Annotated in this window: 26 protein-coding genes; 3 read left to right on the forward strand and 23 right to left on the reverse strand. The window is 37.0% G+C overall.

The genetic code is table 11. The features are described 5' to 3' along the window. Window positions 1–2 precede the first annotated feature (2 nt). The 8 genes from LG273_RS10020 to prsW all read right to left on the reverse strand — a co-directional run bounded on the left by LG273_RS10020 (window position 3) and on the right by prsW (window position 7845). On the reverse strand, window positions 3–893 hold the full coding sequence (locus LG273_RS10020) for a YIEGIA family protein (protein WP_379564204.1): 891 nt from the start codon (window positions 891–893) through the stop codon (window positions 3–5). Further along, window positions 890–1489 (reverse strand): hypothetical protein, encoded by a 600-nt coding sequence (locus LG273_RS10025; protein WP_404453186.1) that lies wholly within the window; start codon window positions 1487–1489, stop codon window positions 890–892. Before LG273_RS10025 ends, LG273_RS10020 begins: the two co-directional genes overlap by 4 nt. A 223-nt stretch (window positions 1490–1712) precedes the next feature. Then, a complete protein-coding gene (gene rpsA / locus LG273_RS10030) occupies window positions 1713–2843 on the reverse strand; it encodes a 30S ribosomal protein S1 (protein ID WP_379564207.1) in 1131 nt (376 codons plus the stop codon). A 275-nt stretch (window positions 2844–3118) separates the two neighbouring features. Next, on the reverse strand, window positions 3119–3808 hold the full coding sequence (gene cmk / locus LG273_RS10035) for a (d)CMP kinase (protein ID WP_404453190.1): 690 nt from the start codon (window positions 3806–3808) through the stop codon (window positions 3119–3121). 180 nt (window positions 3809–3988) lie between these two features. Continuing rightward, window positions 3989–4642, reverse strand: a complete 654-nt coding sequence (locus tag LG273_RS10040; RefSeq protein WP_404453193.1) for a flagellar brake protein — start codon at window positions 4640–4642, stop codon at window positions 3989–3991. 97 nt (window positions 4643–4739) lie between these two features. Continuing rightward, entirely contained in the window at window positions 4740–6083 is a 1344-nt protein-coding gene (ypeB, locus tag LG273_RS10045) for a germination protein YpeB (RefSeq protein ID WP_404453196.1), read from the reverse strand. A 15-nt stretch (window positions 6084–6098) separates the two neighbouring features. Further along, complete coding sequence (gene sleB, locus LG273_RS10050; RefSeq protein WP_379564686.1) at window positions 6099–6899, reverse strand: spore cortex-lytic enzyme; 801 nt, start codon at window positions 6897–6899, stop codon at window positions 6099–6101. A 271-nt stretch (window positions 6900–7170) separates the two neighbouring features. Then, complete coding sequence (gene prsW, locus LG273_RS10055; protein ID WP_379564215.1) at window positions 7171–7845, reverse strand: glutamic-type intramembrane protease PrsW; 675 nt, start codon at window positions 7843–7845, stop codon at window positions 7171–7173. Between the two features lie 83 nt (window positions 7846–7928). Between prsW and LG273_RS10060 the strand changes: the two genes are divergently transcribed. Further along, window positions 7929–8903, forward strand: a complete 975-nt coding sequence (locus tag LG273_RS10060; protein ID WP_404453198.1) for an asparaginase — start codon at window positions 7929–7931, stop codon at window positions 8901–8903. Between the two features lie 91 nt (window positions 8904–8994). Here the strand turns inward: LG273_RS10060 and LG273_RS10065 are convergent, their stop codons facing one another. The 9 genes from LG273_RS10065 to LG273_RS10105 form a co-directional block, all read right to left on the reverse strand. Next, the gene (locus LG273_RS10065) at window positions 8995–9984 is read right to left on the reverse strand and encodes a YpdA family putative bacillithiol disulfide reductase (protein WP_379564219.1); all 990 of its coding nucleotides are present in this window, start codon (window positions 9982–9984) and stop codon (window positions 8995–8997) included. 153 nt (window positions 9985–10137) lie between these two features. Next, window positions 10138–11418 (reverse strand): Glu/Leu/Phe/Val dehydrogenase, encoded by a 1281-nt coding sequence (locus tag LG273_RS10070; protein WP_379564221.1) that lies wholly within the window; start codon window positions 11416–11418, stop codon window positions 10138–10140. A gap of 123 nt (window positions 11419–11541) precedes the next feature. Further along, the gene (locus LG273_RS10075; protein WP_404453202.1) at window positions 11542–12465 is read right to left on the reverse strand and encodes a D-alanine--D-alanine ligase; all 924 of its coding nucleotides are present in this window, start codon (window positions 12463–12465) and stop codon (window positions 11542–11544) included. 163 nt (window positions 12466–12628) lie between these two features. Further along, window positions 12629–13210, reverse strand: coding sequence for a genetic competence negative regulator (locus LG273_RS10080; protein ID WP_379564225.1), 582 nt, complete (start codon window positions 13208–13210; stop codon window positions 12629–12631). 345 nt (window positions 13211–13555) lie between these two features. After that, window positions 13556–13837, reverse strand: a complete 282-nt coding sequence (locus LG273_RS10085; protein WP_379564227.1) for a hypothetical protein — start codon at window positions 13835–13837, stop codon at window positions 13556–13558. Further along, window positions 13834–13998: a type II CAAX prenyl endopeptidase Rce1 family protein gene (locus LG273_RS10090; RefSeq protein ID WP_404453206.1), complete on the reverse strand. Its 165-nt coding sequence runs from the start codon at window positions 13996–13998 to the stop codon at window positions 13834–13836. The genes LG273_RS10085 and LG273_RS10090 overlap by 4 nt, the downstream gene beginning before the upstream one ends. Beyond that, complete coding sequence (locus tag LG273_RS10095) at window positions 13995–14417, reverse strand: type II CAAX prenyl endopeptidase Rce1 family protein (RefSeq protein ID WP_404453209.1); 423 nt, start codon at window positions 14415–14417, stop codon at window positions 13995–13997. The genes LG273_RS10090 and LG273_RS10095 overlap by 4 nt, the downstream gene beginning before the upstream one ends. Next, complete coding sequence (locus LG273_RS10100) at window positions 14414–15955, reverse strand: RecQ family ATP-dependent DNA helicase (RefSeq protein WP_404453212.1); 1542 nt, start codon at window positions 15953–15955, stop codon at window positions 14414–14416. Before LG273_RS10100 ends, LG273_RS10095 begins: the two co-directional genes overlap by 4 nt. Beyond that, window positions 15948–17021, reverse strand: coding sequence for a helix-turn-helix domain-containing protein (locus tag LG273_RS10105; protein WP_404453215.1), 1074 nt, complete (start codon window positions 17019–17021; stop codon window positions 15948–15950). Before LG273_RS10105 ends, LG273_RS10100 begins: the two co-directional genes overlap by 8 nt. A gap of 143 nt (window positions 17022–17164) precedes the next feature. Here LG273_RS10105 and LG273_RS10110 point away from each other — a divergent pair, with 143 nt between their 5' ends. Both LG273_RS10110 and tnpA read left to right on the forward strand, forming a co-directional pair. Next, a complete protein-coding gene (locus LG273_RS10110; RefSeq protein WP_404453218.1) occupies window positions 17165–17419 on the forward strand; it encodes a ferredoxin in 255 nt (84 codons plus the stop codon). 398 nt (window positions 17420–17817) lie between these two features. Beyond that, entirely contained in the window at window positions 17818–18270 is a 453-nt protein-coding gene (gene tnpA / locus LG273_RS10115) for an IS200/IS605 family transposase (protein WP_404453221.1), read from the forward strand. A 139-nt stretch (window positions 18271–18409) separates the two neighbouring features. Here tnpA and LG273_RS10120 read toward each other — a convergent pair whose 3' ends face one another. The 6 genes from LG273_RS10120 to LG273_RS10145 form a co-directional block, all read right to left on the reverse strand. Beyond that, window positions 18410–19573, reverse strand: a complete 1164-nt coding sequence (locus LG273_RS10120) for a hypothetical protein (RefSeq protein ID WP_404453223.1) — start codon at window positions 19571–19573, stop codon at window positions 18410–18412. Then, window positions 19573–20106 carry an RNA polymerase sigma factor SigX gene (locus LG273_RS10125; protein ID WP_379564239.1) on the reverse strand — a complete coding sequence of 178 codons (534 nt, stop codon included), beginning with the start codon at window positions 20104–20106 and terminating at the stop codon, window positions 19573–19575. The genes LG273_RS10120 and LG273_RS10125 overlap by 1 nt, the downstream gene beginning before the upstream one ends. 156 nt (window positions 20107–20262) lie before the next feature. Beyond that, window positions 20263–20781: an ECF transporter S component gene (locus LG273_RS10130; protein ID WP_404453226.1), complete on the reverse strand. Its 519-nt coding sequence runs from the start codon at window positions 20779–20781 to the stop codon at window positions 20263–20265. Window positions 20782–20786: 5 nt separating this feature from the next. Continuing rightward, window positions 20787–21221, reverse strand: a complete 435-nt coding sequence (locus LG273_RS10135; protein WP_379564243.1) for a DUF4430 domain-containing protein — start codon at window positions 21219–21221, stop codon at window positions 20787–20789. Between the two features lie 51 nt (window positions 21222–21272). Next, window positions 21273–23039, reverse strand: coding sequence for an ATP-binding protein (locus LG273_RS10140; RefSeq protein ID WP_404453229.1), 1767 nt, complete (start codon window positions 23037–23039; stop codon window positions 21273–21275). After that, a complete protein-coding gene (locus LG273_RS10145) occupies window positions 23039–23752 on the reverse strand; it encodes a response regulator transcription factor (protein WP_404453232.1) in 714 nt (237 codons plus the stop codon). The genes LG273_RS10140 and LG273_RS10145 overlap by 1 nt, the downstream gene beginning before the upstream one ends. Window positions 23753–23854 lie beyond the last annotated feature (102 nt).

Raw genomic sequence — 23854 nt, forward strand, 5'->3', positions numbered from 1 at the left:
TTTTAGCTTTTCTCCTTACTATGCGATTTGGATTCAGATGGCATGCGGATAGCATTTTCTAGCACTGGTACAGCACCAATTACTTCCATTGCTTTTTGTTTATCTCGCACTTGAGGAAGAATAAATATTCCAATACGTCCATCATCCAAATCTCTTTTAATTAGGGGTGTCAATGCGGGAGTCCCGGAATCCCTTACCACCCCTAACGAAACGGAAACATCATGCAAAATAGCTTGACGTTGACCTAAATTTCCTATTGTGGTTATAATATTTATATTTTTGGGTGTAAGAATGAAACCCATGCCATATTTAAGAATCTCCTTCTGCCTTTCTGGTAGTCCTATATTCATAATATAAATATTATCTACATAAAGGCCTGCACCTTCAAAATGTAATTCACGGTTCTCGATGTTCACAATATCTTTAATGGTGGAACCACTCATAAGTCCTTTACTTAAAATCAGACTGAGGATAGCACCTACAAAGGCAACATAAACATTAAAAACAAGATATAATAGTGTGCCAATAAATGCTGTCATAATAACAAGATAGTTTCTACTTTCAAACGAGATTGCAATACCCTCTATATATGTATTCCCACGGGGGACCAGCTCAAACTCATCTACTTCGGTTAATGTGTTTCGTTCCATGTTGCGTACTTCTCTAAATTGAGTAGCCGCAACTGTTAAAAAGGTTACTGCTGTAAATTCCATTTCCATAATAGCTGGTACAGCAACCGCTCCTAATGCAGCTGCAATAAACCCAAGTGATAAATGAATTACTTTACCATGTAGATATGTCGGATATTGACGATAATCTGTTCGTAACATGAGGACACGGGCTAACGTCCCTATTAAGACACCGAAAATAATCGGGTATGTATACTCATTCATTTTGCTACCTCCAAATCAATAGAAACACGATAATCCTTTACTTTTTTTGTTTTTCTCCTAACTATTATGTCTAAAAATAAAAGAATTACTATGGCTTCTATCAAGTTTGCTAAAAAAGGTAATTCTCCAGTGTCTCCGTTTATCCCATAAGAAGACAGAGATAGACTAAACAAGCATTCACCTATGGTCGCACCTAATAAAAGGACGCATATTTGCTTATCCAGCCCCCTAATAAGTAGCATTGTTAGAAAGCATAATAAAACAGGTATTAATATTTCTCTAGGCCAAAAAAGCCATACTGGAGCTACTTTTTCCCAAAAAAGTATGGAGGAATAACCTATCATTATGGTAAAAGAACATATGATTAAATTAATATGGCGTTCTAAGTGAATTAACAACAATACAGAGCCAAAAATTAACAAAAATATGGAAGTAACAATTACAAGGTTCCCAATTTGAATTGTGGTGTTAGAAGTAATTATTACACCTAAAATCCATATTGTGAAAAAGTCTCTTCGTCTTCCTTTTTTCATAAAAAAAGTAGAAATGATCCAAAGCATCCATCCGACCCAATAAAATAATGCGGTATTTACCATCAGTACCTCACCTGCCCTTACCATTATGGTTATTTTAATCATTAAATATACAGGAGAGCTTTTTAGAGGTAACTCTAATATTAATGGTAACTTAAACATGTCTAGCGAGGCGAAATATCCTATATTGGTTGGCTTAATTGATATGAAATATAACAACTATTTGTTTTATTAAATACTAAAAGGACGCCCTCCGTATCGGAAGACGCCCTTTCATGTAAAAGGCTTATTTATATTTATTTAATTTATCCCCAATAAAATCACTTAATTGGAAACCAGTTTGTTCGTCATCTTTCTCGTACTGCTTATACTCTTTTTCTTCTTGCTCTTGTTCAAGTTCTTTAATACTTAAGGAAATACGTTCTTCACTTTCATTAACATCCAGTATTTTAACTTTTACGTTTTGTCCGACTTCAAGCACTTCTTGAGGTGTACCAATATGTCTATTGGCAATTTGCGAAATATGCACAAGACCTTCTACCCCTGGCTCAATTTCAACAAAAGCACCGAAGTTTACAAGTCGCTGAACGGTACCTTCTACTGCATCTCCTGTAGAAAGCCTTTGTTCAATATTAGACCACGGACCAGGGATCGTATTCTTGTGAGAAAGAGAGATGCGTTCGTTATCCATATCTACTGAAAGCACTTCTACTGTTAATTTTTCTCCTTCTGACACGACATCAGAAGCTTTTTCAACATGTTTGTGAGCTAATTGTGAAATATGAACAAGACCGTCCACGCCACCAAGATCTACAAAAACACCGAAGTTTGTAATTCGTTGAACAGTACCTTCTAATACTTGGCCAGCTTCTAAGGATTGAAGTAATTCTCCTTTTTTTGCTTTTGCCTCTTCTTCGACTACTGCACGGTGAGAAAGGATAACCCTATTTTGCTCTTTATCTAACTCAGCGATTTTCACCGTTAACGTTTTATTTTTATAATCTGAGAAATCTTCTACAAAGTAGGTTTCGACCAAAGATGCAGGAATAAACCCTCTTACCCCAACGTCTACCACAAGTCCACCTTTAACAACCTCTTTTACTTCTGTTTCAAAAATTTCACCGCTATTATATTTCTCTTCAAGTTCTCCCCATGCTTTATCCGCATCAATTGCTTTTTTAGAAAGAACAACTTCATCATCGTCTATTTTCTTTACTTTTAATGTGACCTCGTCACCCTCTTTTACTACATCTCCTGCCTGCTCAATGTGCAAGCTTGATAATTCACCTATCGGAACGATCCCTTCCGTTTTGTAACCAATATCGACAAGTACTTGCTTTTCTTCGACTTTGATTACAGTACCAGTAATAGTGGTACCTACTTGTAGTTCTGGTAATTCATTACTTTGTTCTGTCATATCCTAGCCCTCCTAAGTACATATCAAAAAAACAATGAACGTAACAACATTTAACTCTATCTTATAAAATTTAGAATTAAATAGAAAGTTCCTTTTCTATAACTTCTAATAATTATAATTATTTGTCAAGTAATGTTGTCTGATTCTAATCATTTTATTACACTAGTGTATATTACAATTTATAACCAAGTTATAAATGTGTACTCACTATATCTGATTAGATCAATTCCCCGTTACGTATTATTCAAAACAATTTATAGCATTACATATCCCTGTTAATTAACAGGTCTTTCCATTATTTTATATACTTCAAATAAAATTTTCTCCGCTACTTCGTTAATTGAAAGAGATGTTGTATCAATTTCTATCGCATTTTCTGCTTTTATAAGCGGTGCTGCTTCACGTTGCGAGTCGATAAGGTCTCGTTGCTCAATCTCTTTCTTTAATTCTTCTAAATCAACCTTGTACCCTTTTCGTTTATTTTCCTCATATCTTCTTTTCGCTCGTTCTTCTACCGAAGCAATAAGAAAAATTTTAACTTCTGCTTGTGGCAAAACATGTGTCCCAATATCCCTTCCATCCATAACCACACTAGTATGGGCAGCTAACGCTTGCTGACGAGCCACCATTTCCCTGCGAATTTCTGGATGCATGGCTACATAGGATACATTATTTGTAACCTCCTGGGAGCGAATTGCCTCCGTAACATCTTCTGTGTCTAGCAAAACCAGTTGACCAGCCGCACTTTGCTTCAACTTAATAGTCGTATTTGCTAATAAACGAACTAATTGCCCTTCATTTTGCAGATCTACTTGTTTATTTATTGCTTTTAAAGTCACTGCTCGATACATCGCACCTGTATCAATATATACACAGGAGAGTTTCTCGGCAACAATCTTTGCTACCGTACTCTTTCCAGCAGCTGCGGGTCCATCAATCGCGATGGCTATCATTTCATTATTCATTTATAAAGCTCATTCCTCTCACATACATTCACTATCAACAATCGTATCCGTAAAGTTTATATGTATAGGCTACTCGTTGCTGATTATATTAACCTGAAAAAAATCAAGTTCTACCTTTTTCTATATAAATCATAACATATCCGCAAAATGAAGGTCTATTCGAACATGACATTTAACGCTCTAAACAGATAACTCTTTCTTTCTTGCTTCCCGCTGCTTTTCAAAAGAATAACGAACAATTTTATGCTGATCCTCTTTTTGGATATTGATAAACTTAAGAGAAGCTGTATGTAACGTAGAAGCCTTATTTGTAAAAACAAGTTCAGCCATTGTATTAATATAGAAATATTCACCTGATTGCATATCTAAAGTTAGCCATAAATCAAGCGGTCCTTGCTCGTCCAAATTAATACCTTGTGGTAAAATTGCGGAGAGGCCACCACCACTGATATCTGAAGTTACTGTCACGATTGGGGGAAAAGCATTATTCTTAGAATGGATAGCAATATCTACGGCTGCAGGAACCCGGACAAACTCTCTCCTCTGTATACGCTTAAGGTCATCACCAGGGAGTTTAATAGCCAGACCTGGAACTGTTAGTTTTACTTTCGCAACAATTTCAGTTTTAAACGCATACAAATGCTGCTTTTCATCGACAAAGGTTGCCTTCAACACCGTTCCTTTTGGAAGAAAAGATGTCTTCTTAGATTTTTCATTTATTGGATAATCGATAAATAAATAATGCTCACTCTTCTCAATGATTTTACATCGATACGACTCCGTTTTCATTCCAGTTTTCTTTAATTCGAGGGTAAGTACACTCCCTATCTTCATTTATAATTCCTCCCTTACTGGTCAAAATAACTAAACTAATTCGATATACCTATTATCACAGAAAACGATAAAAAGAGAAAGGCTGATGCCTCTCTCTTTAGCTTGTCGTTGCAAAATTGGCTTCTGCACCATCTAATTTTTCTACTTTTTCTTCTGTTCCATCCGACGCGTTAACAAAAATGCGATATGTTTCATTGCCCATCACACCCAGAAATTCATAGGTTAATACCTCTTCCCCAAGATCGTTATCGATAACAGATAAAAACGATTCCTGAATGTCAACACTTTGATTAACAGCTTTTTTTGCCTCATCTTCTGTAATTTCAGGTTCTGGGATATCCCTTTGAGTATGGTTCATTAGATAATTTCGAGCAGTAAAGCCAAGTATGTCCCCTGTGTCTAATGCTACCTTTATTTCCATGGCGTCTGAGTATACCCTCACGCCGTCCTGATTGTATAGAAAAGAATATACGCCAATATTATCGTATTGGTTACTTTGGAAAATTTCCATGTCCTCAAACTTGTATTTCGATAGGTAATCTTTTGCTCTTTCCATACCTTCATTTAAACTGATTTCCTTTTCCTTCACTGGCCTTCTTACTAACACCGTTATTGGATGACCGCCCTGTTCTGTCATATCCATGTAAGCACTCTTCTTGTTATCTTTATAAGAAACACTATATGTTGGAACGTCTGCCCCTTCTCCGCTCTTTGTCACATGCAATTTGCTACCATCGTTAACCTCTAAAATATCTTTAGCCTTTTCTCGAACTTGCTCCTCTGATACTTTTTTACCATTTAATGATTGAAATGAGTGTTCTTGTGAGGACGTGCCAACTATTGGTGAATCTACATTACTTTCTGAGTAACCTTCTACTGTTTTCTCAACTGTTTGGAATCCATCTACAATCGTATTATCAACTTGTTCATCTTCATTTGCTAAAGCCAGTTGAACATCCATCCAACGTAAATTATTATCCAGGACCACATGTTGCACCTGACGTAATTCATCTTTTATATCACCGGATTGCTCGTATAATTCTTCAAAGGACTTTGTCTCTTCATCAGATAAGGGTTCATCATCCAAATTTCGTACCGCTGTACGGTAGGTAAAATCCCCTATATTTGACAAAAATTCCTCCGTTTTATTAAATGGCAATAGTCCTAAAGGTAATTGTCCGACATTCGATAGTGCCTCAGAAGTTAACCGCCAAATATCCACCATTTGTGGAGAAAGACGTTGTTCTGAGTTCATAGCTAGCGCTGTTCCTATTTTATCGTGGAGCAAATCAACGTGGTAAGAGAGCTCATGAAATGAGCGTTGATACGTATTTTCAGCTTGAATTAATACTGCGTTTTTCTCCTGATGCTCCTGGTAGCCCCAAAAGGCAGTTCCAGCAACCCCAACACTCAAAACTGCGATGATAATCCACCTAATCATTGCTTACACACCTTTCTATTTACAGAATATATGTTTTCCGATTTTCTTAATTTGAGGTCTTGTCCAAATCCAGCTGGATGTTGCGGTGTCTGGATTAAAATAATATAGCGCATTTCCGGTAGGATCCCACCCATTAATTGCATCGAGGACCGCCTCTTTTGCCGTATCATTCGGCGTAAGCCAAATTTGTCCATCTGCCACAGCAGTAAACGCTCTCGGTTCAAAAATCACACCGGAAGCATTGTTAGGAAAAGTAGGACTTTCAACCCTGTTTAAAATTACAGCCGCAACAGCTACCTGACCAACGTAAGGCTCTCCTCTCGCTTCCCCGTAAACGGCATTTGCCATTAATTGAATGTCATTTTGTGAATAACCTTGAGGTACATTAACCGCTGTGCTTTCTCCCCCAGTAGTGCCGCCTTCATTTGCATTTTCTTGATTGCCTCCTCCTTGATCTGTCTGTTTCTGGTTATCTGTCCCACCATAATGGGTAAATTTATTCCCTTGATTGATTTGTTCTTTCACATATTGCTCATCATAGTTGCTCGCTTTTACCAGTTTATCCTTGGTAGTTTGGCCTGCAAGACCGTCTATCTCCATACCAAATTCATATTGGAAATTCCTTAACGCCCAGTATGTTCCCCAACCAAAGACACCATCAATCTTCCCATTATAAAAACCTAGGTATTGTAACCTAGCTTGCAATTCAATTACGTCATCTCCAACTGCACCTTGCTGAATGACTTGGGAACTAAAAGCATGTACGGTTTTGTCCGGATGTGTTGCTTGAAGGGTAATGCAAAAAATAGGTATCATAATGATGAAAAGGAAATGTTTATACTTCATATGGTATCCTCCTGGTTATTTCATAGTGTTATAAACCTATTTTCTGGAGAAATTCGCATTTTATTCACGATACACTCTGAATGAAGGGATTTCATTTCGCTCAAAACCTATTTATTGTTGGAAGACTAAATTAGAAAAGTAACAACAGAGGTAGGTCGTATAATTGGAAGATAGCTAACAAAAATTGTCGTAATGGCAAATAATAAAAAAACATCCTTTGCCAATTAACTGACAAAGGATGTTAAGCACCTTGCTTCTTCTTTTGAAACATAGTAAGAGGGGTAGCTTCACTAGCAATCTTGACTCTGCGTAACCCTACTATCCATAAAATAATCATGAAGGGAATTAAGAATAGAAGCCAATTACTCGGTACTATATTTAGAATATAATTATAGGTTCCATGGAGAATAAACGGTATAATAAAAGCTAATGTAATGTTTCGTTTCTTGTGTTCAGATGTTTTAGCCTTTCCGAAATAATAACCCATAATTACACCAATTAACGCATGGGAGGATACAGGAAAAATAGCCCTGCTAAAGGCATATTCAATTCCATTTGTAAATAGATACAGAACATTTTCCACTGTAGCAAAACCAAGACTAATTGCTACAGCATAAACAATCCCATCATAATGGGCATCAAATTCAGAATGGTGATAAATGGTATAAATAAATAAAAACCACTTAAAAAACTCTTCAGTTAACGAGGTATACAGAAAAGATTCAATAATAGGATTACCTGTTAAGCCTTCAGTAGTTAGAACATACTGGATGAACATAATCGGAAATACCAGCAGGCATCCTATGATGAATGTACGTATCAGCAACGGAAGGGGCTCTGAATACCGGTCTTTTAAATAAAAAAAAGACATGAGTGCAAAAGCCGGTGCAATTCCGGCTGATAAAATAGCAAACATCCAACAACCTCTTTCTTATTTTACTACTTTCATGTTATCACTAATAATGAATAAAGAAAACAACATTTGTAAGGGAGAAGATTATGAAAAAGAAAATACTTATTGTACATACAGGCGGTACGATTTCAATGGCAGAAAATAAAACAACAGGAGAAGTTACGACTGTTACCAAACATCCTTTATCTGAGTTAACCTATTATTTTAATCAATACGCGGATGTAGAAGAAATGATTGAATTTTCCCTTCCCTCTCCGCATATAGAGCCACGGCATATGTTACAGCTTGCCAACCGAATTCAACGTGAGCTTCCTTACTATGAAGGAATTGTCGTTACACATGGTACGGATACGTTGGAAGAGACAGCATACTTTCTTGATCTAATTGTTCATACTGATAAACCGATTATTTTAACAGGAGCTATGCGATCAAGTAATGAGATTGGGTCTGATGCACTGTACAATTTAATTAGTTCAGTTCGTGTAGCTGTGGATGAGCAAGCAAGGAACAAGGGTGTATTAGTTGTGATGAACGATGAAGTACATACAGCAAGAAATGTCACGAAAACATCAACCAGTAATGTTGCAACTTTTCAGAGCCCGCAATTTGGCCCTTTAGGAATTGTTACGAAAGATTCCATTGTTTTTCACCATACGATTACTTCAAGATATTGTTATAGTGTGGAAGCAATTAATCATCGTGTATTTTTACTGAAAGCATATGCGGGTATGGACAATGGCCTTTTAGAGGCTATTATAGATGCGAAACCAGACGGCCTTGTGGTGGAAGCCCTCGGACAAGGAAATCTTCCAAAGGAGTCTGTTCCTTATATAGAAAAAATAATCGAATTAAATATACCAATCGTATTAGTTTCCCGGTGTTTTCAAGGCATCGTTCAACCAACTTACGGGTATGAAGGTGGAGGACGAAGGTTGAAAGAATTGGGAGTAATTTTCTCTAACGGTTTAACAGGGCCCAAAGCACGGATAAAGCTTCAAATAGCTTTAGAGAAAACATACGATTTAGCAAAGTTAAAAGATATGTTTGAAAATGAAAATTAGAGCCCATGTTAAATTAATACTTGGAAATTTCTTAGACGAGAAAAAAGGCGAATGATTCAAATATCACTCGCCTTTTTAAGGCTCAATTTTATTAAGCCTTAACTTCTTCTCTTTTATTAATTGTGGAGGCAATCGCTCCTCCATGAAATCGGCCATTCTCAATAAAAATCTTATTATTGTTATACCCAGCTGCCACCACACCTGCGATAAACATGTTTTCCACATTGGTTTCGTAGCTATCTTCCTCAAAAGCTGGTGTACCTCTTTCTACATCTACATCTACGCCAATGCTATGTAGAAAATTTAAATCTGGCTTATACCCAGTCATGGCAAACACAAAATCATTGTCCACTACTTTCTCTTCACTTCCAACACGATAGCGAAGACTGTTATCGGTTATTTCCACAATTTCTGCATTAAATTCCATTTTTACGATTTCTTTTCTTACCAATGAATCGAATTCAGGGAGGATCCACGGTTTAATACTCTTCGAATATACTGCCCCTCTATAGAGCACTGTTACATTAGCCCCTGCTTTGTTCAGTTCAAGAGTGGCATCAACAGCAGAATTTTTACCGCCTATTACCACCACATTTTTATTAAAGTATGGATGTCCTTCTTTAAAATAGTGTGTAACTTTCTCTAACTCTTCACCTGGTACATTCATATAGTTGGGTTGGTCATAGTAACCAGTCGCTATAATAACATAGTCAGCTGCATACTTATTCACTTTGTCACTTCTTGTATTTGTGGTCAAGTAGAATTTTCCGTCTTGTTTTGTAATTTCAGTGACACGTTCAAAGGAATTGATACGTAATTGTTCGCGCATGGCTACTGATCGGTAATAAGCAAGCGCTTCATTACGTACAGGCTTTTGTTTTTCGGTAATAAAAGGGATGTTTCCAATCTCAAGCTTTTCACTTGAACTAAAAAATGTTTGGTGTGTAGGGTATTGATGAATGGTATTAACAATATTTCCTTTTTCAATAATTAACGGTTTATAGCCATGTTTTTTTAATTCGAGAGCGCAGGACATGCCACATGGCCCTCCCCCTACAATAATTACTTTTTCATGTTGCACACTATGCACTTCCTTTAGGAGAATTCTTAAAATAGCCTCTTAACAGAAGCTTTTAATCTAGAGGTAATAAAGCGTAAAAAAACTCCTATCTAATGATACAGGATAGAAGTTTTTTTGTCATACATTTGGTTTTTTAATGGGATTATGCAAAAATTAAACCCAGCCACGGAAACGTGATGCTTCCGCCATTTTTCTTACACCTACCATATAAGCAGCAAGACGCATATCAACCCTTCTCGTCTCAGCTGTATTGTAAATTGAATTAAATGCTTTAATCATAATTTCGTGGAGCTTTTTGTCTATTTCTTCTTCCGTCCAATAGTATCCTTGATTGTTTTGTACCCATTCAAAATAAGAAACCGTCACGCCACCAGCAGATGCAAGTACATCCGGTACTAGTAATATTCCACGATCACTCAAAATTTTCGTGGCTGCCATCGTGGTTGGACCGTTAGCTGCTTCGACCACAATACTTGCTTTTATATTATTGGCATTTTGCTCTGTAATTTGGTTTTCTACAGCTGCTGGCACTAGTATATCACAGTCTAATTCTAGTAAGTCCTGGTTGGAAATCGTATTATTGAAAAGCTTTGTAACGGAACCAAAGCTGTCTCTTCTATCAAGTAAATAATCGATGTCTAACCCATCAGGATCATATAAAGCTCCATAAGCATCAGATATCCCTACTACTTTTGCCCCAGCATCATTTAGGAATTTTGCTAAAAAGCTTCCAGCATTACCGAATCCTTGTACGACAACTCTTGCGCCTTCTACCTCTATCCCTTTCTTTTTAGCTGCTTCATTAATGCAAATTGTAACCCCTTTGGCTGTAGCAGATTCTCTACCATGTGATCCACCAAGGACGATTGGTTTACCAGTAATGAATCCAGGATTATTGAATTCATCTATGCGGCTGTATTCATCCATCATCCACGCCATAATTTGTGAATTTGTAAAAACATCAGGAGCAGGAATGTCTTTAGTTGGACCTACAATTTGGCTTATTGCGCGTACATAACCTCTACTAACACCCTCTAATTCTCTAAAGGACATCTCACGAGGGTCACATACTATACCGCCTTTTCCACCACCATATGGGAGATCAACAATTCCAGCTTTCAAGCTCATCCAAATGGACAAAGCTTTTACTTCTGTCTCAGAAACGTTTGGATGGAATCTCACTCCACCTTTTGTGGGGCCTACAGCATCATTATGCTGTGCGCGATACCCTGTGAAAATTTTAATTGAACCATCGTCCATCCGAACAGGAATACGCACCGTCATCATGCGGATGGGCTCTTTAAGTAATTCGAAAACCTCATCAGGGTAACCCAACTTTTCCAATGCAGTTTTTACAACAGTCCTTGTGGAACTTAATACATCCGGTTTTTCATTACTTTCTCTGGTAGAATCTGCTGCGTTATCGGCTACCATGAATTTACCTCCTATAATATCTGTAAATAGTTTATAATAGCTGTACTCAGAAAATAGTATACACGTTCATCGTAATTATGCAATAAAATATATGCGAAATATACGATTATGATAGAGACAAATTTAGTCTTTTTTAGCCATTGAACGTTTAACAAAACTTTCGATCATGGAATCGTAACTCAACCCTACTTCCTTAGCGGCATCAGGGAATAAACTGGTTGGCGTCATACCCGGAAGCGTATTTACTTCTAATAAAATAGGTTGGTTTTCTTCCGTTAATATGAAATCCACTCTAGAATATGTTTCGCATCCTAATACTTTATGAGCTTGAACTGCCAACTCTTTAATAGTCGTGGTTGTCTGTTTATCAATTTGAGCTGGTACAATGTGCTCGCTGCCACCAGCGGCATACTTAGACTCATAATCATAATAAGCATTCTTAGGAATAATTTCTATAATAGGTAACGCTTCCTCGCCTAAGACTGCTACTGTCATCTCTCTACCCTTTATAAAGTCTTCTACTAAAACCATATTATCACTTTTAGCAGCGCTTTGTATTCCGGGAATTATTTGTTCTTTAGCTTCCACTATCGTCAAACCTAATGTCGATCCCTCACGATTTGGTTTAATCACAAATGGCATCGCAAACAAATCGTTTATTTCTGTTTCCATTGCGTGTAAATCTGTTAGGTCATCAATTCTATACATTTTACTTTTGGCGACAGGAAGATTGTTTAATTCGAAAAGTTGCTTTGCTTTTGCCTTATCCATTGCGAGTGAAGAAGCCAGCACTCCTGAACCAACATATGGTAACCCGAGCATTTCGAGCAGTCCTTGAACACGTCCATCCTCTCCGAACTTGCCGTGAAGGCCAATAAACACTAAATCTACATCCAATTTAAGGATCTCTTCCAGTTTATTAGGATGAAAGTCAATACCAACCACTTCATGCCCATTGTTGTTAAGTGCTTGCATAATTCCTTTTCCAGATGAAAGTGAGACTTCACGTTCCCCGGAAACTCCCCCATATAATACTGCAATTCTCATTCGGTGCACTCCCTATCTTATAGCTGTCAAAACACTTATCATCTTATCATTTTAAAGTAGTTACTTCTATCAATTTACGCATTAATTTTTTAACTTTTAATCATTATAACTTTACTTGTATGAAAACGTTCTAAGAAATCTCTCCAATAGTATCTAATTTCCATTATATATGAAAAGTATTAATTATATTTTCTACTGCGTCTGATTTATAAATTTGTTTTCCATATTCTATCAAACGATACGAAGTAATAATACTCGGACTTGAATACTCTGACATGATTGCTATGATATCTTCTTTGTTCATTTCTTCTAAATCATCATCGTCTAAAAGCATATAATAGGTGTCTTGCATAAAATATACCTGACCACCATTCATACCGATTTGGTGTAAATAAGCAGACACTTGAATGATGTTTTCAAAGTCAGAGAATGAAAAAATTAACTCTTTACTTTCATCCAATGTGACTTTCATCTCGATATAGTCCTCATCCCAATCCATGTTTTCAAATTTTTGTGTAACAATAACGTGCATGCCTTGTGCTTGCATTAGATGAACTTGTACAAGTAGTTCACCCTCCAGCTCAAAATCAAGTTCTGAACTCGCTTCGTACATCATATCACTAAATAGGTTTTGGACGCTTATTGCATCATGCCACAAATTTTCTTTCGTAAACCCGCGTTCAATCAAATCATCAAACGTTAAAAAAATGGTGAACTGGTTATCAGACACTCTTTCTATCCGCATATAGCATCCTCCTCCAAATAATCATCTGTCTAAAGCGATTTTATTGTTTTCTTTTATAAAGTATATACGTTTAACCACATGGCATACAACACCATAAAACCGTATTAAATAGCTAAAATTATCCTGGCTAACGCTGTAGTTATAAAGCCGGTTCTCTATACTATATGCTAATGGTGAGCAAGTTGAACTTGACAGTTGTATTTTTCACCTTTTCAATCATTTGCCTAATACGAGTCTCTTACACAAGTGGGTATAACTGTAGTATAGCAGGATTGTATCCAACAATTAATGAACTAGTAAAAAATAATTCAATTTGCTCCTGTCACAGCAAAAGCGCGGGGTGCCCTAACCTGCAAAATAAACCCCGGCCAATATACACAGTATTAGGACTATGACAATTGTCAGCCTTAACAACGACCTACTGAATTTAAGTTTGGCCCGTTTTTGGCTTTTATTGTGTATTTCTTTTCTAGGAGGTAAGTTTAACAAATCTATCTCATCTTCTCTAGGGTGACTTTCATAAACTTCTTTTTCTGCAGGGTCAGGTGCATCTGAATGCTCTAACTCCAAGAAAATCTTGCGTAGCTCGTCTGCTTGATCTTCGGAATCTTTTGTTTGATGACTCATTGATTCATCCCTCCCTTGTAAAAGCGAATAGTCAAACCTAAAAGAAAATCTACAATAAAATGTGCTGTAATGGTTACAATCAAATTCCCGGTTTGCTCAAACAAATAACCAATATAAAAACTGACCAAAAGAACGGAAATAAAAAGAACTGGCTTTTTCAAATAGCGTATATATGGACCAATGCAAATAAAATACTAGCAATGATATATCCAAAAGAAGTCTGTATGACCCCTCTAAAAAGTAGTTCTTCACTACATGCAACAAAGAATGAGAGAAGAAAAATAAAACCTACGGACTGCTTTTTAAATAGACGCTCATTTATTCCACCATCATCGAATGCTGCATGTGGCAATGTAATGAAAAGCAGGATGTCTATCAAGACGATTAGTATCCCTGGGAGCATACCGAAATAGACTATTTCCTCAAGATCCCACTTAAAGTAGTGCATCCAGTCGGTGAAAGAATCAAATAAAAACAAGCTAAGAAAGATTGCAATCGCCACAAGAAGGAACTGTGAAATCATTACTTGTTTCCTTAGTTCCTGATCAGTCAACTTAGCTATGATATCGCGTTGGCTCATGATAATTGTTCCACCAGTAATAATTTTTTAAGCTTTTCTTCCCAAGAATATTGGCTTTCCCTTGTTTGCTCTAATTGTTCAGGTTTCCAGTTTTCCCAAGAAAATCCGCAATTAGTACAACATTGCTCCTTTGCTGGGGTAAAGGTCTGTTGAAAATCTTGATAAAGCTTTTTTCGTAAGCAACCACCTGTATGGTATACCCATTCCATTACTTCCTTCAGCTGTTTATCCTTTATGAGGAAACGCTCTTCACACTTCTTGCAAATCGCATGATAGGCTTCTTTCCACTTTTTATCACTATACAAAATTTCATTCTCTTCAGTTAGAACCCCGTGTTTTTCTAATTGATATCGTAAGAATCGCCATTTGGATTCTGTAAGCTGGAATAACAATACATTTTCTTGATTACTTGATGGTAAAGAAATATTCTCTTCAACCATTCCTTTTAAGTGGTTAAACACAGATGAAATCTCGCCTTTTGTTGGGAGTTCTCCTTTTATAATATTTCTCGGTAAGTAAACGTCTCCCTCAGAAAATAACAACAAGCTCACACAAGCTTTGTTATCACGGCCTGCTCTGCCAACTTCTTGGATGTAGGCCTCTATCTGTGGTGTTAAATGGTAATGTATAACCAAGCGAACGTTCTTTTTGTTAATTCCCATCCCAAAAGCACTGGTACAACAAATAGCATCTAACTGACCATTCATGAATTGCTGCTGAATAATAATGCGATCATGTGACTCCATACCTCCATGATAAAAAGCAACACGGCGGTTTGTCTGACTACTTAATAAAGCTGATATATTCTCTGCTTCTAGTCTGCTAGAAAAATAAATAATGGTGGGAACAGAATAGGAGTTTAGCAAAGAAACGATTCTTTCTTGCTTTTCTTTGTCACCTGACATATGTTCTACGCAAAAAGCTATATTTGGTTTATCTATCGGGTATAAATGCTTTGTCATATTCGGTCTATTTAAGAAGGTTAAAATATCCCGTTGAACAATCTCTGTAACGGTAGCACTAAGAGCAAGCACAGTGGGGTCTCCTAAAGAAGAAATAATTTCTTTTAGCTTTAAATAATCGGGTCTAAATTCATGCCCCCACTGGGAAATACAGTGTGCTTCATCTACCACAAATAGGCGAACACCTACCTGATTTAGCTTTCGTTGCAAATTAGGACGTTGAAGCAACTCTGGTGATATATAAATTAATTGATACCTATGTAACTCGTTCCATATTTTCTTTCTTTGCTTTGGTTCCATAAAACTATTTATCGCAACCACGTTTTTTATATTTAATGCTTTAAGTTGTTTTACTTGATCCATCATAAGGGAAATAAGTGGCGAAACAACCACTGTGAGACCTTCTTGAAGCAAAGCTGGTAACTGATAACAGATAGACTTACCAGAACCAGTTGGAAGCACCCCCATTACGTCCTGTCTATTCAATATATCCTCAATGATTTCTTTTTGTCCTTGTCGAAATGATGAATAGCCAAAGTATGTTTCCAACTTCTTCTCTAAGTCTAGTTTAGACACTAATATCCCTCACTTGCTGTATATTCTTATAACAGGCAATCAATAAACGTATTTGAAAATAACTTGTTTCTTTTTCAGTAAGTCCTTTTATCTCTTTTAGTTTGTTAGAGGCTGCTTTCTCAATTGCCTGTAAAATATCTTCCTGAATATGAAGAGGGACATAACGCTCAATTGGGAAGTCTGTTTGATAAAGTGCAATCTCAACTACATGATCTTGAATGGTATTAATACGTAAATTCCTAACAATAGCGATGTCTTCCATAGAATAATTTTTGTGAAGTAATTCTGACGTTTTGTAGGCAGAATCGGTCAACAATCGCTTTTTTGTACCTTCCACTACCATGTTAGAAAGTAGTGGAAAGGAATCATGAGTTTGTTTCATTTGTTCAAGTATAGCATGTGAAATACCTGTTACGTAAAGTTGCGAATCTTCAATTCTCATATGGTAGGTTTTAGCTAACTGTTCCCAACTCATGCCATAATATTGATGCCCGCTCAATCTGTCAATAAAGATGGAAGCTTCTTCTTCTTTAAATTTCTGCAGAATTTCAAATAACTCGTTATGTAATTCTTCCAAATAAGAACGAAGGCGATCCTTTTGTAATTTATATTGGTCTTTTACCCAGCTTTCTATTAGCGGGTTATCCACTACAGGTATAAAGGAAAAATGCTTCATTGCTACGTTAGAGAAGGTTTGGACAAGTAAAGTTAGTCGGTCTAGAAAGATTGTTGCTGCATCTTTATATTTTAAGCCGTTAAAATAATGAAACGGGAGGCGGTCTTTTTGTTCAAGCAGCCAAGACTTACCCTTTTCGGTTATTTCTAAGGTGAATGTACTTGAATGCTGTGTTAATAAACCTTCGTCACTAAGTTCTGCTATTGTTCGGTTATAAGCAGTACGATCTAATTTCTTATGGATGCTATAGTACTTCGTAATTTTATACAAGTGAATGTCCTGTACGGTTTGAACGGACTTTTTCCCCGTGATAATGTGGTAGATTGCCGATTCTGTTCGATCGGTGGACAATCTACTACAACAAGCTAGCACGATTCCTTTAAGTAACAATGTACCTCCCCCTTCCCCATAAAACGATGTCTAGTACCATTATAATAAATGGTAGCTTGAAAAGAAAGATAAGCCCACCTGTTGTAATATATAGAAATCAGGCTTAAAATAGATGAAGTAAATTTACTAGTGGAGGTGGAGTCGTGCCAAAATACACCATTGTAGATATTGAAACTTGTATAGCCTGTGGTGCGTGTGGTGCAGCTGCCCCAGACATATATGATTATGATGATGAAGGCATTGCATTTGTTAGACACGATGATAACAGTGGTACCATCAAGATAAGCTCAGAACTAGAAGATGATGTGTTGGATGCTTACGAAGGATGTCCGACTGATTCTGTTAAGCTTTCTTCAGAGCCTTTTTACGGAGACCCACTGAGATTTGAAGACACTTAATTTTCGTTAAGGTAAATAGAGATTTTTTTTAATGAGGAAAAGGGTTTATAGAGCTCCACACATATAAAGTGAAACTTCATTTGGTGAGAGTGTTCCTCTCTCCCATCCAAATGTTAGTTGAACAAATCGAACCTCTACTGGCTGTTGCCCTCCACTTAGAATGCTTGAGTGCTTTCCACTTTCTTGAGGTAGGGATCTTACTGGCTGTTAAGGCGGGATAAAATCTTTAAAGAGCCGAATGAGATTAACATAACCATTCGGCTCTTATTACTGGTTTTAAAACCACAGGCTCTGCCTGTGTGAGAATTCAACTTGTAGAGTTGTAACAGAAAAAACTCCTTTCGGTATAATAGAGTTGGCCGTCAAACCGACTCTATATACAGAAAGGAGATCTACTCATGTCGAGTGACAATAGTTTATCACACACCCGATGGAATTGTAAGTATCACATAGTCTTTATACCCAAGTATAGAAGGAAAGTAATTTATGGCAAATTAAGAAGAGACATCGGGGTGATCTTAAGGCGTTTATGTGAGATGAAAGATGTAGAAATTATCGAGGCTCATGCCATGCCCGACCACATCCATATGCTGGTGAAAATACCACCAAAGATGTCAGTATCTTACTTTATGGGTTACTTAAAAGGTAAAAGCTCTTTAATGATTCACGACAGACATGCAAACCTAAAGTACAACCATGGGAACCGCACATTTTGGGCAAAAGGTTACTATGTCAGTAAAGTGGGGCTCAATCAAAAAACGGTGGCAAAGTACATTCGTGAACAGGAATCTGAGGATAGACTACGAGACAACATGAGTAAACGTGAATACGTCGATCCATTTAAAAAATAGATAGGAATATAAACGGTTGACGGTCAATTTCGAAGCCCCTTTAGGGGCCTCGTTGGTAAAGTGCCCTTATAGGGCGAAACTAAAACCGCCCGTTTTACGGGCGGATAGTTACTTTTAAGATAATTCTTCTCTCTAGCTATTATTGGAGCATAATAGGATTCACAGCATCCGGCACCTGGAGAGGTTCAGACAAATCATAATATCCTAAATTATCGTCAGGAACATTACTGAATTTTACTGTATCATATCCGAAGCTATTGGCAGTCATTAGAATAGATTCAACCATAATAGTCGCTGTTCGATTATCTTGAAAATTAAATGCATTCTCTATCGTAATTTCAAGTTGCTCCTCTTGTCCTACGATGGAAAATTCGACTTCTTCTGGAATCGTTGGAAAAACATGATAGCTCTGATCCCCACTCTTCATTTCTGTTAGAGCTTGCTCTATTGTTGTATACTCGTCAAGCGGGACCTGGACAAGCATATTCACATTTTCATTGCTGTACAATTTATACGCAGTATTTTTTTTATTTAACGGAAGCTCCTGAATCGTACCGAATTGTCCGAGGCTTATACCTGCAGGATTCGTAAACACAACTTTTTCCAAACCATATGGTGTAAACATCGTACTCAGTTGGTCTTCAAACATATTTGCTACGGAAGAACCCCCTCCTAGACTAAAGTCGTCCGGGAGAGCCACGTTTACTTGTTTATTTTGCTCGTCTATTTCGAACGTTGCCCCTTTAAATAAATAATTAGGAACAACAGGAACGTGTTTGTTCATATAACTCTCCAGCTCATTATAATATTTTTCTTTTGTTTCTTGTGCTGGTACGATAAAGGAAACAGGTATCACATATTGTAGTTGAGGATCACTTGTTACAGCATGAATAATTGTAGAATGATCATCCGTGTGCTGTACAAACATCCCTGCATTTCCTGCCATGCTACCCTGCTCAGTATTCATTTCTCCTTCTGCTGTAGAACTTTCCTCATGAAAAGCTTCATTCTCCGCCGTGTAAGTAGCCGTGTCTTGCTGTTGGCTACTTTCCATTAAATTATTCTGTAGAAAATTTCCATTCGAAAAGAGAAAGGAAAGAAAAATTAAGACACTTACTGCAAGCACTGTACTTGTAATAGGAATCCATCGTTTTCGTTTAGGGGGTTTGAAGTGTGTTTTGTTCTGATGAATCTTTGCGTATATCTGTTGTCTTATTTCTTCTTTTTCTCGTTGGTCCTTAACTTGAGGCATCTCTGAAAGTTGCTCTGTGAGTTTATCATATTTCTGCTGATCTGACGGCACTACAGTTCCCCTCCTTTCTCTTGATCTTGCTCAATATGCTTTCTTAAAGTTTTTAATCCTCTATGTTGCGTTGTTTTCACTTTACTGGTAGTGAAATTCAGTATTTCCGCTGTTTCCTGAATGGAAAATGACTGAATATACCTTAATACCAGGACACTTTTTTGATCAATTGTGCAATAATCAAGGTATGTATAAAGCTTCTTTACTTGCTCATTTGTGATTGCAAATTCTTCTGGAAGAGGCTGATTATCCGGAAAGTAATGGCTCTTTTTACTCCAGTCAAAATACTCAGCAATTCGATCACGGGTACGTTTTTTTCGACGAAAATAATCAAGACAAACATGTCGCGCGATAGAGAATAACCATGTTTTCACAGTACTATCCCCTCTAAATCGCTCTGAGGATTGAAGCACTTTCACATAAACCTCTTGTACTAAATCTTCCGTTAACTGCCTATCCTTAACCATATAAAATATAAATTGGTATAAATCCTGATGATGATGTTCATAAAGTTCATCAAAAACGACCTTCATAAAAGATCCCCCGTTCAAATAGTTAGTCGTTTGTCTAGATTAAAACGTTACAGTCTAGCTACACTATATGCCAGCAGGCAAGTTTTAAGCAAGTTAATAGAAAAAAGATGATCCGTCTTATTCGTAATCATCCTTTTTAAAACAAAAATAATATTCTTAAATATCCCTAGTCATATTAGGGAAGTTACTGTTTATATATCTTTTAAAGAGAAAGTTGAAGACAGGGTAAAATAGCAAAATAAATAATGCATTGCCTACAGCATGTTGAGTATCGAAGGGTAATCCAGCAAGATAATACGGCCAAAAATGCCCACTTATTTGGTAGCTTGTCAAAGAGATAACCAATCCATACAAAAATCCACAAAGAGAGGCATAGACAGCAAGCAAGGCAATAGGAGCATTACTTAACTGTTTTCTTAGAATGCCACTTATTAATCCAATTAATGCCCAGGAAATGAACTGCCAAACGGCCCAAATTCCCATACCGAGTAACATATTTGAAAGAAAGGTAACTAAAATTGCTAACAGCATAGCGGATATAGGACCTAGTAACAAACCACATATAATTATAAGTGATGTTACTGGCTGCACATTTGGCAGGAATACGAATATATACCTGCCGAGTACAGCTAAAGAAGCTAATATTGCTAACAAGGTCAACTTATAGCTATTCACGCTGTTTACTTCCACTTTTGAAAGTCAAAATTCACTTCATCGCCAGGTTGCAACTCATAATCTGCCGCACCGACGGTAGCTTCTTCCCCATTTACAGTATAGATCCATGCCCTTGATTCATCATCTTCGGAAGATACGCGTTCTATTGAGGTAATAAACTTTCCAGTTTCATCTGTTTCCACATAAAAATTATCTTGTAATACCTCTAATAAAATGTCTCCTTCTTTTACAGGTATCTCTTTCTCATGAATATATTCTTCCCCTTGATCCTTTGTTAAGGTAATTCTTACAGTGTCTTCTGCTTGTTCTGTAGTTTGATTACTTTCGGATTGTTGAGAATTAGAGTTAGGAGTAGTATCCTGGTTTGTTCCAGAACCACAGCCAGTTAAAAGTAGAAAGATAAGTAAAAATGTCGCTGTTTTCCATACTATTTTGTACATCGTATCTCCTCCAATCAAACTTTCATTCAGTATCATTATAAATAAAACAACTTAGCTATTTTCTTTATGAGGAAGTCTAATTGTAAAGGCAGTACCTTCATTGATTTTACTTTTTACTGTAATTATGCCTTGGTGGGAATCCACAATATTTTTAGCAATTGCCAGGCCTAAGCCAGTCCCTTTCTTCTTATCATTACGGGCTCTGGACTTGTCTGCCTTATAAAATCTCTCGAAAATAAATGGAAGATCTTCCTCTGGTATCCCACTTCCACTATCTTTTACGACAATGGAAAATTCACTAGTATCATTACTAGCATAAACTGTTACATGCCCTTCTTCACAAGTATGTCTTATTGCATTGTCAATCAAGTTTATTAACACTTGTTCCATACGATCAGGGTCAAATCGGGCTGTTGGTTTTTCTAAGTCTTTTTTTAGTTCAATATTTATATTTCCTTCACTGGCTAATCCGCTGAACTTCTTCACAATGCGGTTGAGGTAAGGTTCTACCTCAATTTCTTCAACTTGTAATTGTTGATGACCTGCTTCCATTCTTGCAAGGTCTAATAGTTCATTTACTAATCTTCCCATTCGCAAGGATTCCTCATATATAATTTGACCAAGTTCATTCTTTTGCTCTTTTGTCTCTGCAATATCGTCAACAATAGCTTCACTATAGCCTTGAAGCATCGATATAGGAGTGCGCAATTCATGTGATACATTTGCGATAAAATCTTTTCGCAATTTATCGAGGCGCCTCTCTTCTGTCATATCCCGAATTACTGCAACTGCTCCTCTAACAAAAGACTGGTCGTAAAGAGGAGTCATTAACATTACCCAATTGCGTCCTTGAAGACTAATTTCATGAAGTACTTCCGTTTCTCCTTCAATAACTTCAAGCAAAATTTGATTCAGTTCATCAGGTAACTTTCGAACCTCACTATTTTCCATAAGGTTATTCTCATAATACCAGCTCTCAATAAACCTCTCTGCTGGTTTATTGGTCACGATCATGTCGCCACTTCGATTTAATGTAATCACTCCATCAGCCATTGAACTAACAATACTGGAAAGTTGTTCTTTTTCTTGTCTTAATGCGTTTATGTGGAATTTTAACTGCCTGCCCATGCGATTGAAGGCCAATGCGAGCTCCCCTATTTCATCATGTGTTAAAATAGGTACCTTTGTATCAAACTCTCCTCTTGTCAAATCGAAAGCTGCCTCACGCATCTTAATAAGGGGCGAGGTAATCCTTGTAGAGAGAAAGAAAGCAAATATTACTGTAAGTATAATAGCTATTCCTGCAGCAAGAAATATAATCTTCGTAGTTTCTGCTTTTGTCTGGTCTATCACATCTAAAGACTGATAAACAAAGATTGCTCCTTGATTATCTGCAGTTGGGATGCCCACTATCATTGCCTCTGTCTCACTGTCTGGCAGGAACATTTGCTTACGAATTTCCGAGTTATTTGCTAGCTCGCTCATCAAATTTTCTTTCTCAAGCCAATTCTCCTCGAGTCTTGATAAATTTTCGTCTACACTATTAGATACCCATACGTCATTATCCTGGTACAGTATGGCAACACGACTGGCAGGGTCCTTTACTCTTTCAGTAGTCTCCGCAATTAACTCTCTACTATCATGCTGCTCTAAGAGAACCGAAACCTTAGTAGCTGTCTGAAGCATATCGCTTTCAGCAGCTTCGATATGGAAATTCTCAAAGAACTGTAACAGTAAGATCGTTAGTATGAACAAAACGAATGAGACAAGTAGTAAAATAGTTATTGCCAGCTTACCAACAACACTTTTCCAAAACATTAGTTATCTTCAACCTCAAACTTGTATCCTACTCCCCATACAGTAACAATCATTTTTGCTGCCTCTTCAGAAACGGTATTAAGTTTTTCTCTTAAACGTTTCACATGGGTGTCGACCGTTCGTAAGTCACCAAAAAATTCATATTGCCATACTTCTTTTAACAAATGTTCCCTGTTAAATACCTTGTCAGGAGACTTTGCTAGAAAACATAGTAATTCATATTCTTTTGGTGTTAAGTTAACTTCTTGTCCATCGGCGGTTACACGGTGAGCATCATCATCTATTTCCAGATGCGGAAAAACGAGTACATTTTTTGAAGTTTCTGTTCCATGATTAACAGATGCAGGAGATACTCTACGTAAAAGTGCTTTAACCCGTAGTACCACTTCTCTTGGACTAAATGGCTTCACGATATAATCATCTGCACCGATTTCAAAACCCTGTACTCGATTTGTTTCTTCCCCCTTAGCGGTAAGCATCATAACAGGAGTAGTTTTCTCTTTTCTTAATTCTTGACATACTTCAATACCATCCATTTCTGGCATCATGATATCCAGCAAAATAACATCATATTCATTCGACAAAGCAAGTTCTAATGCATCTTTTCCATTATCTGCTTCTTCAACTTCATATTCCTCGCGTTCTAGGTACATACGGATTAATCTTCGGATCCGCTCTTCATCATCAACAACCAAAATTTTTCCTACTGTCATGGTTTTTAAGTCCCCCAATCAAATTGTTAATTTCACCGTCAAATTTAGTTGGTAAATTAGTGCACTTTTTTAAACGGAAACAAGGTATCCATCATGGAATAC

The organism is Oceanobacillus kapialis (assembly GCF_044790185.1).
Taxonomy (GTDB): Bacteria; Bacillota; Bacilli; order Bacillales; family Amphibacillaceae; genus Oceanobacillus_B; species Oceanobacillus_B kapialis.